We start from the raw sequence: 16,491 nt of genomic DNA, 5'->3' as shown, positions 1-16,491 counted from the left end.
GAACCGGCTTACTCACGCTAACTTAGAGTAAGCCGGTTCTCTTTATCTTACTGCTACACCGCCGCTTTACGTAAGCGCAGAAAGCTTAGCAACGGCATGGCCAGTACTACTATAGCCAGCAGCATAATACCCAGTGTCAGCGGCTTATCCCAGAAGATACTCAGTGAGCCGTCTGATGTCATCATGGCGCGGCGGAAGTTACTTTCTATCATATCTCCGAGGATAAACCCCAGCAGCAGCGGCGCCATTGGGAACGCCAGCAGGCGCAGCACCAATGCTACCAGGGCAAAGCCAATCATCATAAACAGGTCAAAGGTATTAAACGACACCAGATAAACGCCAATCAGGCTAAAAAACAGGATCATCATCGTCAGGATAGCTTTAGGCATAATCAGTACCCGCGCCAGATACGGGATCAGCGGCAGGTTAAGAATCAGCAGCACTATATTACCCAAATACATACTGATAATTACCGCCCAGAACACATCGGGATTGTCTTGCATCAGCATTGGTCCCGGCTGAATACCATAGGCAATTAGAGCACCCAGCATAATAGCCGTGGTGCCGGAGCCCGGAATACCCAGCGTGAGCAGCGGTACAAAAGAGCCGGTACAGGCGGCGTTATTGGCAGACTCCGGCGCGGCCAGGCCACGCAATGAACCTTTACCGAACTTTTCCTGTAAGGCTTTGGGTGCCAGATTACGCTCGGCAGCATAGGCCATAAAGCTGGCAATGGTGGCACCGGCACCCGGCAGTACGCCGATAATAAAGCCCAGCAACGACGACCGGCCAATGGTGGGGCTGATTTCTTTAACTTCAGTTTTGCTTAAGCGGATAGAGCCAATTTGCATTGGTTGTTCGCTGTTACCCTGTTTTACTTCCGGTTTCAGCACATTACTCAGGGCTTCGGCCAGTGCAAAGGTCGACATGGCAATCAGTAAAAACGAGATGCCGTCGAGCAAATCGGTATTGCCAAAGGTAAAGCGCTCGGTACCGGAAGACGGGTCTATGCCGACGGTAGATAGCGTCAGGCCGAACACTGTCATCATCATGGCTTTTAAAAAGGTGCCTTTGTTGGAAAACGCCGCTATGGCAGTTAAACCCAGACACATTAGCGCGACATAGTCGGCCGACTGAAAGCTTAACGACACTTTGGCCAGGGTAGGGGCGGCCAGCATCAGCAATAGCGCACCGATAGTACCGCCGGTAAACGACGCCCAGGCCGCAATGGCCAGTGCTTTACCGGCCATACCTTGTTTGGCCAGCGGATAGCCGTCAAACGATGACGCTACTGTGCCGGCTACGCCCGGCGCATTAATTAAAATAGACGAGGTAGATCCGCCGAAAATAGCGCCGTAATAGACACCTGCCATCAGGATCATGCCCGAGCTGGGGTCAATGCTGTAGGTAATGGGGATCATCAGCGCAATGGCGGTAATGGGCCCAAGGCCGGGCAGCATGCCGATAAAGGTGCCGACAAAACAACCGGCAATAACATACAGCAGATTTTGCCACTGCAGCGCGGTCGACAGACCCAGTAAAATGCCATCTAACATAGGTTAACTCCACAGTTCGCCGGGTACCAGATAGATACCCAGCAACTTTGTTACAATAAGCCAGAACACCACGGCAACCGGCACCGAGGCCAGCAGCAATACGCGCCAGCGGCGTTCACCCAGAATAAAAAAGCCGGCAGACAAAAACGCAGAGGTCGCCAGCAAAAAGCCGATAGGTTCCAGTAACGCGGTATACACCCACATTAACAACAGCAGCACCGCGGTTTGGCCGATGCTGCGGCGGTTAATCTGTGGCCAACCATCGCCGCTGTTATGCTGGCGCTTAATAGCTTGTGCCAGTAATGCCAGCAGGCTGAATATCAGCCCCAGTGCGGCATAAACTTTGGGGATAGACGCCGAATTAACGGCGTCCATTTCTTCAAATGGCAGCAACGGAATTTGCCAGGCAAACACCGCATAAGCGGTAAAAAATGCCAGAAAAATCAGTGCGCCTAACGTATCGCGATTTAACATTGCTGCCTCTGCCTGTTAGTTACGGATAAAACCCAGGTCCAGCATGACCTGCTTAAGTTCCTGCTCTTGTTCGGCTAGTGCGGCGGCAAACTCTTGTGGCCCCTGATACAGATTGATCCAGCCGTTACGTGCGCGCACAACTTCCCACTCCGGTGTTTGCAGCATTTTTTGTAAGGTCTCGTTATAGGCGGCTATTTGCTCTGGCGCAGTGCCGGGTGCGGCGAAAAAACCACGCCAGTTAGTAAAGCTCATGTCATAGCCCAGCGACTGCAGCGTAGGAATATCCGGGTAATCAGCTATCGGTTGCTCTGCCGTCATCGCCAGAATGCGGGCCTGGCCGCCGTTTGCCAGCTCCAGTGCTTCACTTAGCCCGGTAGACAGCAGCTCTACTTCGCCCGACAGCAAACCGGCTTTCGCCTGGCCGCCAGCGTCGTAAGGGATATAACGCAGTTGGCGGCCCGGAATACCGGCTGCAGCAATAGCCTGCGCTGCTACCAGATGATCCATACTGCCGCGCGCTGAACCGCCTGCAAACTTTAAACCGGACGGGTTGGTTTTCAGCTGTTCAATCACCTGCTGCCAGTTAGTGAGGGGCGAGTCGTTGCGCACCACAAAGGCGCCGTAGTCGGCTATCAGGTTAGCTACCGGGGTTAAATCGCGGTGGCTGAACGGGATGGCACCCGACAAAGCACGGATCACGATCGGGGTAGAATTCACCATTAAAATGTCGTTTTTTTTGCTACCTATTTCAATCATATAGGCAATAGCGCGGCCGCCACCGCCACCAGACATATTCTGAAATGATGTACGGCTTTCCAGGCCTGATTTCATCAGCGCTTCACCTACACTACGCGCTGTGGTGTCCCAACCGCCACCGGGGCCGCCGGGAATAATAATGTGCAGTTCGGCCAGTGCGCTGTGGCAAAAGCCAGCCAGTACCGCCGCCAGGGCGGATTTTTTCAGTAAGTTGATTATGTTCATCTTAAGGTTTCCTAGAATAAGTACTGTACGCGGGCGGCAAAGCCGGTGCCGCTGTCTTCTTCGCCGCTAAGCGCCTGCTGGCCTGCGCCGGACACACTGCTGTGCATCAGGTTGGCCATAAATTTTACTTTCGGGTTAAGGTAATAAGCGCCGCCGAGGGTGTAAGTGGTGACATCGGTACCCTGGCCGGCGTTGGCGGTGTTAAGCTGGCTGACACGGGCGATCAGCTCCCAGGCATTGCGGATGTCTTTCGGCTGGCCAAACACGGCAGAGCCAGCACTGTAAGGGCGTTGCTGCCCGCCCGGGAAAAAGCTGACACTAAGGTGATAACCGTTATGCTCGGTGCCATCGAGCGGGCTGCTGTTATCAAAGGCATTCAGTGCGCGCAGGGCGTATTCAGCTTCCACTGTCAGGCTGCGCAGTTGGTATGCCAGCTCCAAGCCCGACTGGCGTAAACTGTCCAGCGCGACCACATTGCCACCGGCGGCATAATCAACCAGCCGTACTGCCGTTTCCCGCAGCTCACCACGGGCAACCCGTGCTGCCAGCTCATTGCCGGCCATATCGCGCTCTGAATGCCAGGCACCCAGGTGCCATACCTGTTCAGCAGTAGTTTTCGACCAGGTTAAGCGGCCGGTGTAGGCTAGCGCTAACTTGCCGCTTTCATCTTCGCCGTCTGAGCCAAAAGCATCGTTTTTATAGACACCCAACGCCCAGCGTAGGCCGTTGTCTTTATTGTACTGATACGCCGATGCGCCCCAACGGAAGTAAGGTGAGAAGGTATCAGCCAGACTGCTGCGTTCAATCAGGCTGATGTTGTTGCTGCTGGTTAGTGCATTAAGTGAGATATCTTCGCGCAATTTACCAAATTGCAGGCGCAGGCCATTGTCGAAACCGGAATAGCGCACCCGCGCCATAATAATTTCGGCGGTGCCTTCGGCAAATTCCAGCAGTAAGGTGTGGTCCCAGTTTTCAAATTCTGAATCTATCGCCGTCCGCACGCGCCGTGGAAATAAATCACTGCCGCTACTGCCGTTTTCATTGGCGTTATAGGCGCCGTTAAACCAGTTGTAATCCAGCTGTACGCGGCCGCTGAAACTAATAGCGGGGGAGTCGGTTTGTTTTTGCAGTTCAGCTACCTGTTCGCTGAGTTTGGCAACCTGTGCCACTAAATCTTGTTCGGTTTCAGTGGCGTACAGCGGTGGTGCCAGGCACGACAATGCGAGCACCGGCAAAAGTGTATTATATGGTTTCATCTATCCAGCCCTGTTGATCATAGTTTTATTTTTGTAGCGGCTGAACAGCAAATGAACTCAGGCCGCAACGCAAGCCTGGAAGCAAACAGGGTTTTGCTCAACATTGTGTGCTTAAGCTGCAATTAGAGCGTTTTGCTGATTTTGTGCATTTTGTTCATGCACATTAGTGCTGCGTTATACCCGGCCTGACGTTGCCCGGATAAGAACAACTTAACTAGCTGTTTTTAATTTGTTTGTTGAGTTTTCAGCACAAATTAAACATACTTTCTGTTCACTAAATTAAAACGAAACAGCAGCTGTTCTTATGCCTGTCGTTTCAGCAGGTTTCTATGCAGCGCTTGCCTCAGCTTGACATCATTCGTGGTTTTGCCGTTTTGGGCATATTGCTGATGAACATTTTTGCCTTTGCTTACCCGATTGATTACTCACACGGCCTGGTCTGGCATGAAGCGGGAGTTAGCTTGCTGGATACCAGCTTATATAACCTACAAACCCTGCTAATATCCGGCCGCTTTCTGACACTGTTTAATTTACTGTTTGGCGTAAGCATGGTGCTGATTTTTCAGCAGTATGGCGCGGCGTATCTGCAGCGGCGGCTTCACTGGCTATGTCTGTTTGGCGTGTTGCATGGCATTTTGCTGTGGAGTGGCGATATTTTGCTATGGTATGCGCTGGCCGGACTTATTGTGCTAAAGCGTGGTTATCTGCAACTGGAAAGCGGTGCGCTATGGCGCAAAGGCGTGCGTTTTTTTGCTTATGGTTTGGTTTTGCCGCTGTTATATATTGTTTATTTGTGGTTTGCTCAGGCTGAACCGCTGTTGCCTCTAACCGCTGAAATGGTTGTCGCTGAGCAGCAATTTTGGGCCGGGCCTTACCTTGAGCAAGTTATCCAGAATGTGATTTATGCCACCTTTATGTTGATAGCCTTTGTATTGTCTTTTTATTGGTTAATGGCTGCGCTAATGCTGTTTGGTGTTTCGCTGTATAAAAGCGGCTGGTTTGAGACAGGCTACAACATGGCAACAACAAAAATGTTGTTCTGGCTTGCCTTTGCTATCAGTAGCGTTACCGTGTTGTCAGATCATGTTACCGGCTATGGTTATGATCTGAACACCGCGCTGCCGTGGGAGCAGGTGGCAATGTTGCTTATGGCGCTGTCTTTTGCCAGCATACTGATTAACCGGCGCGAAAATAGCTGGTTAAAACGATGGTTGGCACCTTGTGGCAGGATGGCCTTCACGCTGTATATCAGCCAGACGCTACTGATGGTATTACTGTTTCGTGTAATACGGCCAGACTGGTTCGCCAGCCTCGATCGTGCTGTGTTGCTGGCTATTGCTATCGGCATGATTGCGCTGCAACTGCTGTTCTGCCGCTGGTACTTCAGCCACTTTAACCAGGGGCCATTAGAATGGTGCTGGCGTACCTTGAGTAAGAAGCCGGCAATAACCGACTAAGCCTAGCGTTTTGCTGGCGTTTGCATTCATTACGTGGATAATAACCGGCAATATTTGATACCCGCCGCGCGCCATTTACGCAGACAACTACAGCGCGGCTGACAGGATGCGCTATGTCTCAATTACTTCGTATTGTGCTTATTCACACCCACCTGCCTGGTGTGGTGGAACTACAACTGGATGAACACACCAATATCTGCGGTACCAATGCCTCGGGTAAAACCACCTTACAACGCCTGGTGCCGGTATTTTTTGGCGAGCAGCCTAACCGCGTGGTGCCGAAAACCCGCAAAAAGTTTGATGAATTTTATCTGCCGTTTTCTAATAGTTATATCGTGTATGAATATCAGCGCGAGAACGGCGATATTTGCCAGGTGGTATTAACGCGTAAAAATGATGGTGGTGTTGATTACCGCTTTATCAATGCGCCTTACCACAGCGATCATTATTTGCAACACACCGCAGAGGGTGTAAAAGGCCACAGCTACAATGACTGGGCTGGCGCTATGCGCAGCCTGGCTGATGTGCAGGTATCGCATAAAATCAGTGCGACCAGTGAATACCGCAGCATTATTCAGAACGACGCTGCCGCGCTGCGTGGCAACAACGCCGATAGCGTAAAATTACGCCGCTTAGCAGCCAGCTTTAGTTTGGTCAGCAGTGGCCATAAGCTGCGCCATATTGAAAAGCTGGTTAGCGCTGTGCACGCCAAAGAAGGCAAAATGGATACGCTAAAAGCGATGTTAGCGGCTATTTTTGAAGAAGACGGCGTAACTCTGCCTACTACCAAGGTGAAAAACACCAAGGCGCGCGAGTGGATCCAGCAAATGCGCCAGTCGATGCGGCTGGACAAACTGCAGCAGGATTTTGAACGCTTAAAACAACTGGCATTACAACTGGACGGTGCCGAAGCCCAACTGGCAGCACTATTGCCATTGTTGCAGCAGGACGAGCAGCAACAAAAACTGCAAAAGGCCGATGCCGAGCAACAGGTGCAGCTATTGCGCGGCCAGCTGCAACAGTTAAAGCAGCAGTTTGAACAGCAGCAGATGGAGCAAAACAGCAAACTGAGCAAAGCTGAAGCAGACTTAACCGAAACCAGCGCGCGGTTAGATCAGCTGCAACAACAGTACGATAGCTTTGAAAGCCGCGATATGACCAAGCTGCAGCGCGATACTGATGCCTTGCCATTGTGGCGCGACACCCTGCAGGAATTGCTGGAGCAATACCAACTGATGGTAGAGCAGCACGGCGATATGGAGCGCCAGTTAGAGCAGCGTAAAGCCAAACTGCTTGAGGCTTTTAACCGTTTAAGTGAGCAACAGCGGGGTAAAGCTAAACAACTGCAACAGCAAAAAGACAGCACCCGCGAGCAGCAAGACACTAAACTCTCGGCGCTCGAAAACGCCTTTTCGCAGCGTTTACAGCAACAACAACAGCGCTTTGCCGAGCAATTAACCCAGTGCAGCAATGGCATTGCGGTACTACAAAGCCAGCTGAGCCATTCAGCGTTAACCGACGCCGAGCATGATGAATTGCGCAGCGCCGAGCTCAGGCTGGAGCAAACCCAGCAGCAGGCCCAGCAGCAGGCGCGGCAGGTACAGCAACTGCAGCAGCAATATCAGCAAGCGCGGCAACAGCGCGATCAGGCCGATAAGCAATTGGAGCACGCCAGTAAAGCGCGGCATCTGGCCGAGCAACAGCTGCAACAACTACACCGCCAGCTTACGCCGGAGCAGGGCAGTTTACGCCATTATCTGCGTTTGCATTACAGCGGCTGGGAGCAAAAGCTGGGTAAGGTGCTGGACGAGCGTTTATTAGAACGGCAGGATTTACAGCCCCATTTGTCAGAGCTGAGCGACAGCTTGTATGGCCTGCAACTTGAGCTGGCGGCAATAGACACGCCCGACTACGCCCAGGATGAAGCCGCCATCCGTCACCGTATACACAGTGCCGAACAACAACTGGAACAGGCAACAGCCAATAAAACGGCCGCCGAAAAAACGCTGAAAGACAGCCATCAGCAAGCCGAGCTGGTGCAGGCTCAGCTGGAGCAGGCGCAGTGGCAATATACCCAGGCCGAGCAAAATATTGACTACGCCCGTGATGCGCGTAACCGGCTGGAAGCCGCCCAGCGCGAGCTGGTTAAACAGCGGCAGGCCAGTGCGCGTGCCGAACTGGCAGAGCAGCAACAGCAACTGGAAAAACTGCAACAGCAGCAACAACAGGATTTACAGGCGCTTAAAACTGATCATCAAACACAGAAAATTGAGCTAAAAGCCGACTGGCAGGCGGAACTGCAGGTATTTGATGAACAACTGGACGAGCTGGAACGCCAGCTGGAGCGCAAGCGCGACGACAACAAACAGCAACTGAGTGAATTACAGCAAGCATTTAACGAAGAGCTATCGGCCAAGGGTATAGATCCAAAACGGCTGGTCGAGCTGAAGCAGCGCCAGGAGCAACTGAAAACTGATATTAAAGCCACCGAAAGCCGCCAGGACGAACTGACACAGTGGCAACGCTTTATGCAGCTGGACTGGCAGCAACTGCGGCCACAATTGCTGGGCAAAGAAACCGAATTAAAACAACAACAACGTGAATTAAGCCAACTGCTTGGCCAGTTAAAGGCTGATTTTGCCGCCAGCCAGAAACGGCTGGACGAACAAAAACGCCAGTGGCAGGAAAAAATGCAGCAGGCCGATGTCTGGCTAAGCCAGTTAAAACCGTTGCTGCTAAAACTGGCCGAGCTGCATTTAGCTGAGGTTACACCGGCTGCGCTTACGGCCTCAGCCGATTTAGTTGAACGCTTAGCCCGCAGCAATGAAGCGCTGGAGCAGCGCAGCAAGCTGGATCAGCAGTTAAAATTACAACTGGAACAGTTTGAAACCACGCTGAGTAAAGACGCCGGCAGCGAGTTTCTTGACCGGCTGGAGCACGAAAAACGCAAACTGCCCGACTACGCTGGTAAACGCCAGCAACTGCCTATTCTGGCCGACTTGCTACGGATCTTACAGGACCAGCAACAGCAACTGCTGGAAATGGGCGAAAACATTGGCGGCGATCTGAAAAAGTTCTTTACCGTATTCAGCGACATTAACCGCCGTATTGCCCTGCAAAGCCGCCGTTTAAGCGAAGCGGTGGCCGATGATTTGGTGCTAGAAGGCATCAGCAAATCCGAAGTGCGTATTTTATCAACCATTGACGAGCTGGGCTTTTGGCAGCCATTGAAACACTTTGCCAAACTGTACGACGACTGGGGTGCCTCGGGTAAAGCGCTGCCTTCCGAGCAGTATCTTAATGCGCTGGCCGATGTAGTCGAGCTGCTGCGTGCCGATGAGCAATATACTATTGAATCCTTGCTGCGGCTTGAGCTGCATTTAAGCGAAGGCGGCTCTGAGCTGGTGATTAAAAACGATCGTCAGTTGCTGGAATCGTCCAGCCACGGTATGGCTTATCTTATTTTATGTAAGTACCTGCTGGCCTTTACCCGCTTATTGCGTGGTGAGGCCAACGTAGCCATCCACTGGCCGATAGATGAAATTGGTACCCTGGCCTATCACAACGTAGAAAAGCTGTTTGCTGCCTGCAGTGCTAATAACATTATTATTGTCGGTGCCTTTCCTAACCCCGAGTCTGACGTGCTGATGCTGTTTAGCCACCGCTATTTAATTGAACCCAGCCAGCAAGACCCAAGCAAACGCCAGTTAAAACGTATTCAACCTAAAACCAGCCGGTTAGCTGAGCGGCTGGCACAGCGGCAACAGGAGGCCAGCTAATGTTACAACATGGTCCTTTACTGGAACGGCTGCTGGCCGGTGATTTTATCTGCCAGGTTAGCGACGAAGATGCCTTCCGCCATTTAAGCCTTGAACAAACGCAGCAGGATATTAACCACTATCTGCGGCCGTTAAACCGTCGTTTAGTTAGCAATGACGATAACAGCGTGTATTTTCTGGCGTATCACGAGCTGAATAAAGCCGCGCGCGAGCAACTAAGCGGCCAGTTTGCCTTAACTGTGCAATCGCTGTTGCCGCTGCTGGAATGGCTGCAACTGGTGCAGGAAACCCTGGGCCGCGACAGTGCTTTAACCGCCGGAGATACTATTAAGCTGCAGGAATTTGTGCTGCGCACCGAGGATAACCAAAGCCTGCGCCAGCGCTTAAATCAACTGGCCAGCGACCGCTTTTTTAACAGCCAGAGCGATGCGCTGGACAACCAGGTAAAGCTGATTTTCCGCCGCTTAAAAGAGCACGGCTACCTGCTGCAACCGCACAGCGATCGGCAGTACTATATTGTTACCGGTAAAATTGACTATTTAATTGATGTTATTCGGTTTATCCGTGATGAAGAGCATCTGCCGGTAGATGACACTCCAACCCAGCAGGCGATGTTGTAATGGCGCCGCTGGATACTGGCGCGGCCTCTAACCTGTTTAACGTTGGCGCCGAACGGCTGGCGCTGCTGGGCAAGCACCATAAAGCACTGATGCAGGGTTATCTGGACGGTTTTATTGATGAAGCCGCCTTTAGCGAAAGCGCGCTGAAAAAGCTGATTGCGGCGCGTATTTTGTGGCGCCCGGATGAGCAACAACCGCTGGCGCTAAGGCCACTGGTAAGCGAGCTGATTGCCAGTATGGTGGCCGATGAAAACCGCCGCCAGATCAACGCCGACGTGGCAGAAAAACTGGAGCAAATCCGCAACCGGGTGCAGGCTTACCGCGATGCACAGTACAAAGGCGATTACAGTGTGGCCGAGCTGCAACTGCAACGCTTAACAGAGCATGTACACGACTTAAGCGGCCAGTTTGAAGAAGCCATAGACAGCTTATGGCACCGGCTTAACAGCGATTTTGGTTTTGTTGCCAGCCTGGACGATAAAATCCGTGAGAACGAACGGGCGCAAAAGCAATTACGCCGCTTACTCGATGGCTTGGTGCTACTGGATTTTAACGAGCTGATTGAGTTATCCGAAGGTAATAACCAACTACGTAAGTTGCTGGTAAGCCAGCTGCAAAACCAGCTTAGCTCGCATCACAGCAGCCTGCTGGAAGTGCAAAAACGCCTGGTCGAGCTGTTAGCCCGCTTCCGCCAGCAGCAGGCGCGTTCCATGCTGATCACCAATATGGCAGCATTTTTGCGCCAGCACCCGAAGTATCAGCCGGCCGATTATCCCAATCGTTCTGATGTGCCCGTGTTATTTAATCAGGCTGCAGCAATACAGCCGCAAGCGGCGATTGCGCTGGATAAAGCCAGCGAACGCCAGATCTTGGCCGAGCTGGTGCGGGCGCTGCCAAGATCCGCCGCCATAAACCTGCCGGATCAGCAAAGCGCCAGTTTTGCCGCCGTAATGGAAGATGAAGAAATTGCCGCCCGCCAGCAAGCGCTGAAAACTGACGTGGAAAATTTCTATCTGCGGGTGATTGATAAAGCCGGGCCGTTAAGTGCGCTGGATTATCTGGCTGAGCACCAGCTAAGCTGGGACAGCGAAATCTGGCTGTATCAAATTATTGCCGAGTATCAGGCGCTGCCGCAGGATGAAAAGCATATGTTTGCCATTAAACGCGACGAAGTGCCCGCCAGTGCCGTTAACAGCTTGCTGCTTATTCGCGATATCAGCCTGAGCCTGCAGGCCGCCTGATGAGCTACCCGCCGCTGAGCGCACAAACACTGCGCTACTTGCAACAACTGCAACAGCGGCTAAATGCCCGCGGCAGCGAGCGGGTAAAAACCAGTGCTAAAGCGGTGCAGCAGGTACTGAGCTGGTGTATTGAGCATGAATTAGTGCCCGGCAATAGCCTTAAACTGCCGCAGTTTAGCTTTAACCTGGCACTGCTAAATGATATTGCCCGTGTGCAGCGCCAGCTTCAACAAGCCTGCTATCTGGATGCGCCACATCAACACCGCAGATTAGACAATGCGGCGCGCAGCCAGCAAGAGCTAAAAAGCATTGGTTTAAAGCCACGCCAGCAACGGGTTTTACTAAAACTACATACGCCGGTCGATAGTTGTCTGGGCCTGGCGGCAGAGTGTATTGATATCGATTGGCAGCAATTACCACTGGCACAATTTGATATGCTGCTGGTGGTAGAAAACCTGGATTGTTTTTACCAACTTGATGCCTTTACGCTGCAACTGGCGTATCAGCAACCGCTGATTATCTATCGCGGTGACAGCCAGTACAGCAGCGGCTGTAAAGCGCTGAAAATGGCATGGTCAGGCTTAAATAAACCGGCATTATACTTTGGTGATTTCGATGCCAAAGGCGTAAGCATCGCCTTAAATGAAGGCTACAGCGCCATGCTGCTGCCAGATTTCGCCACACTACAACAACACGCCAGCCCTGCCATGCTGCCAGACAAACAACTTAGTTTTATCGCCGGAATCAAAGCTCAGAAGGTCACCAGCGAATTTCAGCCTTACCAGCAGTTGCTGTGCCAGCAGTTACAGGGGCTTAGGCAGCAGAATATGCAGGGGATGAGACTAGCAGTGATAAATTTAAAGGCCTGACTTTGGCTGTTTATCTGCAGGGGTAAGCACTAATTTCTGCTCTGTACCACCACAAGCTGCATGATCAGTATGGCTATCGCGTTTTTAGGGCCAGCGTATTACTGGTCAAAAAGCCTCTCGTAAAACTGTATTAAATTGACGGCTTTGTTGTAGAAAGTATTCACAACGTTGCAAAGTGAGCTGGGTTAAGTTTTGTATATGAGCTTGCTGCTCAGCAGTAAGTTGGTCTGTACTAAAATCCAGCCGGTTGGCCAGATTCTGGCAGCGTATAGCCAGTAAGTCCAGACGACGCTTAATCAATGCAGGTTTGAGGCCAACCTTGTCTGAAAATGTCAGTAAGTCGTATGCGGTGATAGTATTGATATCGAAGTTGTCGCCAACGGCCATTGCCAAATTAGTATTAAGTTGAGGGTGCTGTTGCGCTTCATGCAGTATGGAAACTAAATCATAAAAAGGGCTAAGGCTAATGCCGCTGCGGCCAACAAAAAAGCTGATGTTTTTACCGTGAGCATCACTGTTGCCAATAATCAGATTAAACAGTAACCAGTCGAGCATTTTTTGGATGGTTAACAATGGCACAGCAGTATGGCGGGCAAATGAAATCAGCTTATTCAGGCTTACGCCATCTCTTATATTGGCAACGTCGCGATCATCGCCAAACTGGCGCTCGTACTTATACTCAGGAGGCAAATCTAATGCCTGGCAAGCGTCAATCATATGATGTTTGCTGACGCTATGTTCAGAACGTTTGCGGTCAAATCGGGTAACCAGCAGAGCATGGTGACCACCAAAATGCCTTTGTTGTACTTCGGCTACATTAATGCCGACTGCTGCAGCCAGCCGCATGCAAAACAATTCATTTACGACGATACTGCGATAGTTGGCAGCAGAGAATTTTACAATATGCGTGCTGGAGTAGTTACCATCAGCCAGCGATAACTGCTGGTTTTCATCAACATATACATTTAGCTTGTTTTGCACACCGGCAACGGATAGCCGGAACTTACCGTCCCAGTACACCAATTGACTCGTGTCCTGACTGCTAAGGCGCTCAGCTAGTTCTGCGTCCGTAATGGGCCGAAGTTTGCTGACGGCATCTGCTGGCTCGCTGTTATGAAACGACAGAGCGCCGGTGGTTTCAGCCCCAATGGCTTTAAGTATGGCAAGCACATTATCTTTGGATAAGCGCTCGTAACTCAGTAAACTACTTAAAGCCTCGCCTTCAGGGAGCAGGTTTTTCAGGAAGTTGATCACAGTTTCAGATGATACCGTTTGCTGAAAACCTATATGTGGCGAAATGGCAAAGCCTTGCTCTAACCAGTTGGCTGCATAATGAAACTGGCACCTGCCTGGTGACATGAATGTCAGCTCACCAACCAGACCCGAATTGGCATAGACGTTTAGTTTGGGCAGGTGATCAGAGCCAGTCATTATTGTCTTCCGCTGCTTTTACCTGTAGTTCTATGCCCCATAACGCCAGCACGGTAAATAAATTCTCTGCCCGCACATTACCCGCGCCTTTTTCAATATTCTGATATGTCTGTTTGGATAGTCCAAATAAGAGTGCCGCGTCAGCAATAGATACGCCCAGAGACGTGCGTTTATATCGCACTAACTCACTTAACGATGCCAATGTTACCGGCTGTTGTATATTCGGTTTATCAGTTGGTATAACCCGCTTCGCCATAAATCCCACCTTGATAGCTGCAATAAGCATTGTCGCTGTGATCAGTATATTAATCCTAAATAGTTAGGATTAATAGCGGCAGCATTATATGTTAGGCATATAATCCTATAAAAATAGGACTATATGAACAGCACAATGAATATGAGTTAAAATCCTATAGTAGTGGAATTTTAACTTCTAAAAAGGAAGGGTAAAAAACCACAGTAATGCAGGTTTAATTTACGTCAATACTGCCATGTTTACCTTGCGTGTACAGGGTATAAGGCAAGGCTACGGTGTCAGCAACTAATGAAAAACTGCCGTCGATAATAAAAAACGGCACATTATTAAAACTGTCGCCGAGGTTTGTCGTGCGGCTGGGTTCGCCGTGCAGCTTGCACAAGTTGTAAGAAAAGCCGCTGTAAATGCGCGGTATGCTTTGGCAGTAGCTGCGCTTACCGTGATGTTCAATATTTACATGGCTGACACTCGCCGGTAGGGTTTTTACTGTAGCGCAGGCTGTAAGGCTTAATATCATAGCGAGTAGAACGAGTTTCATTGTCTGATATCGCCACTGTCAAAATTTAGCCAGAGTGTAAATTACTGTATCAATAAAGTAAACAAGCGGTCTTGGCTAATTTGGCTCTGCGCCAGTGCATTGCTAGGGTGTAGCTATTCGCGCCAGTACGGTGGCCGGTTGTGTTAGTGGCAGTGCGACAATAACCGCTTCACCCGAGCGCGGGAAAATACCGGTTAGGGCAGTAAAATTGACCTGATGAGTTACCAGTACTGTGGGCTGGCTTAACTGAGCTTGAGAAAAGTACTGTACTAACGCCTGAGTTTGTTTATCGCCATCACCACGGCCGGCAAAGAAGGAATTAAGTAGCGGCAGCGGTTGGGGGATAGATAGTGCCATCAGCCGGGCGGTATCGAGGCAGCGGCACCATTGGCTGCTGTAAAGCTGTATATCGCCGCGGTATTGCTGGCGCAATAATTTACCCCAGCGTAGTGCCTGCTGCTGTCCTTCGCTGTTCAGGTTACGCTGGGTACTGCAATCGTTTAGTACGAAACCGGCCGGATCACCGGTGCCGGGGGCTATGGCATGGCGCATTAGCAACAGTGCTTTACCCTCGCGCCAGGCTGCCCAGGCGGCATCATCAGCTAAGCCTGTGGCCGGTAGTAACAACACTAACAGCAAGATAAAGGTTTTCATTGCTTAGTTTATCCACAACATTTGCTGCTTGTACGTTACTTTAGCCTCACAGGTTTACTGTTGCCTTGTAGTTATTGCACTGTAGTGCTTTGGTGGCCGCAAGCCGCAGGCAACTTCACCTTTAAACCAAACAACCAGCGGCTTAGCCAGAAGCGCTTGATTAGCTCGTAGCCGGCCCAGCAGCCGAAACAGGTCAATACGATCAACACTATAGCCTCAATACCTGTTGGCAGGGCCAGTGGTTTTAACCATACGGCAAATACAATAATCAGGGTTTGGTGCAGCATATACCAGGGCAAGATAGCGTTATTGCTGTAGTGCAGCAGGCCACCGTCTTTATCCAGCTTATTGGTTGGCCGGTTTAGATAACGGCCGGCGTAGCCTATTAAGGCTAAGATCCAGCTCCAGTGATTTAGGGCCAGCACTAAGCCTATTAGTAAGCGGCCGGTAACTGATTCGCCAAAGCTTTCTGGGATGCTGTCAAACAGACCGTTGCGATCAGCAATAATAAGGCTGTAGCAAATAATAGCGCTGACTAAAAAATAGCTTCTGGCTGAAATTACCCGCAGCCACCAGTTAGCTTGTAAAGCAAACAGGTAACCGGCGATAAATACGCTGAAGTATTTGGCATGGTTATACCAGTCATCGAGCAGCGCATGGCTGGACGGATAAGCCTGTTTCAAAAAATACCAGGCGGAAATAAGCACAGCCATCACCACCAGTAAGGCGATACTGCCGGGCACGGGTTGTAGTAACCTGGCCAGTGCGTTTAGTAGTGGCGCGCCCAGCAACACCAGCACGCTATAGCACCATAAATATGGCAAAAACCACAGATGGTTCCAGGTTAGCAGGCCAATAGGGCTGTGATGATCCCTTAATAGCTCTGTATTGGGATTAATATACTGCCACCAGAAGCTCAGATAACCCGGTTCAATTAACTGCTGCGATAAGGCTTCAAAATAGACCTGCGGCACCACCACAATAAACATGCCGCACAGCAGTGGAATAAGTAAACGGTTACTGCGCAGGCCAAACAGGCTGACCCGGCTGCTGCATTGCTGCGCCAAGGCCAGCGCCATTGCACTGATAAAAAATAACAGCGACATACGCCATTGGTTGGGCAGCACCATCAGGTTTTGCAGCGCTTCGCTGGTTACTTCACTTTTAATATGCCAGCCCCAATCGGCTACATAGTACATGCCAATGTGATACAAAATCAGCAGGGCAAATGCCAGGGTGCGCAGCCAGTCCAGGTCGTAGTGGCGCTGATAAGGTGTGGTGGTCATTGTTGTGCTCCGTTATTACTGTTGCGCTATAGTGCGTTGCTGCACTAGCATGAGAAACCGCAGAATGACTGACAGGCGGCGTTTGGGGATAAC

General features: G+C 50.9%; 14 protein-coding genes. 5 read left to right on the top strand and 9 right to left on the bottom strand.

Translation table 11 applies throughout. The features are described 5' to 3' along the window. Window positions 1–53 precede the first annotated feature (53 nt). The 4 genes from MJX74_RS01500 to MJX74_RS01485 are packed head-to-tail and all read right to left on the bottom strand — an operon-like array spanning window position 54 to window position 4,267. The gene (locus MJX74_RS01500) at window positions 54–1,556 is read right to left on the bottom strand and encodes a tripartite tricarboxylate transporter permease (protein ID WP_240220245.1); all 1,503 of its coding nucleotides are present in this window, start codon (window positions 1,554–1,556) and stop codon (window positions 54–56) included. A 3-nt stretch (window positions 1,557–1,559) separates the two neighbouring features. After that, window positions 1,560–2,030 (bottom strand): tripartite tricarboxylate transporter TctB family protein, encoded by a 471-nt coding sequence (locus MJX74_RS01495; protein ID WP_240220242.1) that lies wholly within the window; start codon window positions 2,028–2,030, stop codon window positions 1,560–1,562. A gap of 15 nt (window positions 2,031–2,045) precedes the next feature. Next, window positions 2,046–3,011 (bottom strand): tripartite tricarboxylate transporter substrate binding protein, encoded by a 966-nt coding sequence (locus tag MJX74_RS01490; protein WP_240220241.1) that lies wholly within the window; start codon window positions 3,009–3,011, stop codon window positions 2,046–2,048. 11 nt (window positions 3,012–3,022) lie between these two features. After that, window positions 3,023–4,267 carry an OprO/OprP family phosphate-selective porin gene (locus tag MJX74_RS01485; RefSeq protein ID WP_240220240.1) on the bottom strand — a complete coding sequence of 415 codons (1,245 nt, stop codon included), beginning with the start codon at window positions 4,265–4,267 and terminating at the stop codon, window positions 3,023–3,025. Between the two features lie 329 nt (window positions 4,268–4,596). On the opposite strand from MJX74_RS01485, the gene MJX74_RS01480 reads away from it, so the two are divergent. The 5 genes from MJX74_RS01480 (at window position 4,597) to MJX74_RS01460 (ending at window position 12,233) form a co-directional block, all read left to right on the top strand. Continuing rightward, a complete protein-coding gene (locus MJX74_RS01480) occupies window positions 4,597–5,724 on the top strand; it encodes a DUF418 domain-containing protein (protein ID WP_240220239.1) in 1,128 nt (375 codons plus the stop codon). Window positions 5,725–5,837: 113 nt separating this feature from the next. After that, window positions 5,838–9,503, top strand: a complete 3,666-nt coding sequence (locus MJX74_RS01475) for an ATP-binding protein (RefSeq protein ID WP_240220238.1) — start codon at window positions 5,838–5,840, stop codon at window positions 9,501–9,503. Continuing rightward, window positions 9,503–10,123: a condensin complex protein MksE gene (locus tag MJX74_RS01470; RefSeq protein ID WP_240220237.1), complete on the top strand. Its 621-nt coding sequence runs from the start codon at window positions 9,503–9,505 to the stop codon at window positions 10,121–10,123. Before MJX74_RS01475 ends, MJX74_RS01470 begins: the two co-directional genes overlap by 1 nt. Then, window positions 10,123–11,364, top strand: a complete 1,242-nt coding sequence (locus MJX74_RS01465; protein ID WP_240220236.1) for a hypothetical protein — start codon at window positions 10,123–10,125, stop codon at window positions 11,362–11,364. The genes MJX74_RS01470 and MJX74_RS01465 overlap by 1 nt, the downstream gene beginning before the upstream one ends. Beyond that, window positions 11,364–12,233, top strand: a complete 870-nt coding sequence (locus MJX74_RS01460; RefSeq protein ID WP_240220234.1) for a DUF7281 domain-containing protein — start codon at window positions 11,364–11,366, stop codon at window positions 12,231–12,233. Before MJX74_RS01465 ends, MJX74_RS01460 begins: the two co-directional genes overlap by 1 nt. Window positions 12,234–12,338: 105 nt before the next feature. Here the strand turns inward: MJX74_RS01460 and MJX74_RS01455 are convergent, their stop codons facing one another. From MJX74_RS01455 to MJX74_RS01435, 5 genes are all read right to left on the bottom strand, one after another. Beyond that, window positions 12,339–13,664, bottom strand: a complete 1,326-nt coding sequence (locus tag MJX74_RS01455) for a HipA domain-containing protein (RefSeq protein WP_240220232.1) — start codon at window positions 13,662–13,664, stop codon at window positions 12,339–12,341. Further along, window positions 13,651–13,920, bottom strand: a complete 270-nt coding sequence (locus MJX74_RS01450) for a helix-turn-helix domain-containing protein (protein WP_240220229.1) — start codon at window positions 13,918–13,920, stop codon at window positions 13,651–13,653. Before MJX74_RS01450 ends, MJX74_RS01455 begins: the two co-directional genes overlap by 14 nt. A 214-nt stretch (window positions 13,921–14,134) precedes the next feature. Continuing rightward, on the bottom strand, window positions 14,135–14,458 hold the full coding sequence (locus MJX74_RS01445) for a YceK/YidQ family lipoprotein (RefSeq protein ID WP_240220226.1): 324 nt from the start codon (window positions 14,456–14,458) through the stop codon (window positions 14,135–14,137). A gap of 102 nt (window positions 14,459–14,560) precedes the next feature. Then, window positions 14,561–15,112, bottom strand: coding sequence for a histidine phosphatase family protein (locus MJX74_RS01440; protein WP_240220223.1), 552 nt, complete (start codon window positions 15,110–15,112; stop codon window positions 14,561–14,563). Window positions 15,113–15,183: 71 nt separating this feature from the next. Then, window positions 15,184–16,398: an acyltransferase family protein gene (locus MJX74_RS01435; RefSeq protein ID WP_240220220.1), complete on the bottom strand. Its 1,215-nt coding sequence runs from the start codon at window positions 16,396–16,398 to the stop codon at window positions 15,184–15,186. Window positions 16,399–16,491: the final 93 nt, after the last annotated feature.

This window comes from Rheinheimera hassiensis, assembly GCF_022436675.1.
Lineage (GTDB): Bacteria > Pseudomonadota > Gammaproteobacteria > Enterobacterales > Alteromonadaceae > Alishewanella > Alishewanella hassiensis.
Note: the sequence above shows the minus strand (reverse complement) of the source record. Positions and strands in the feature narration are given on the sequence as shown.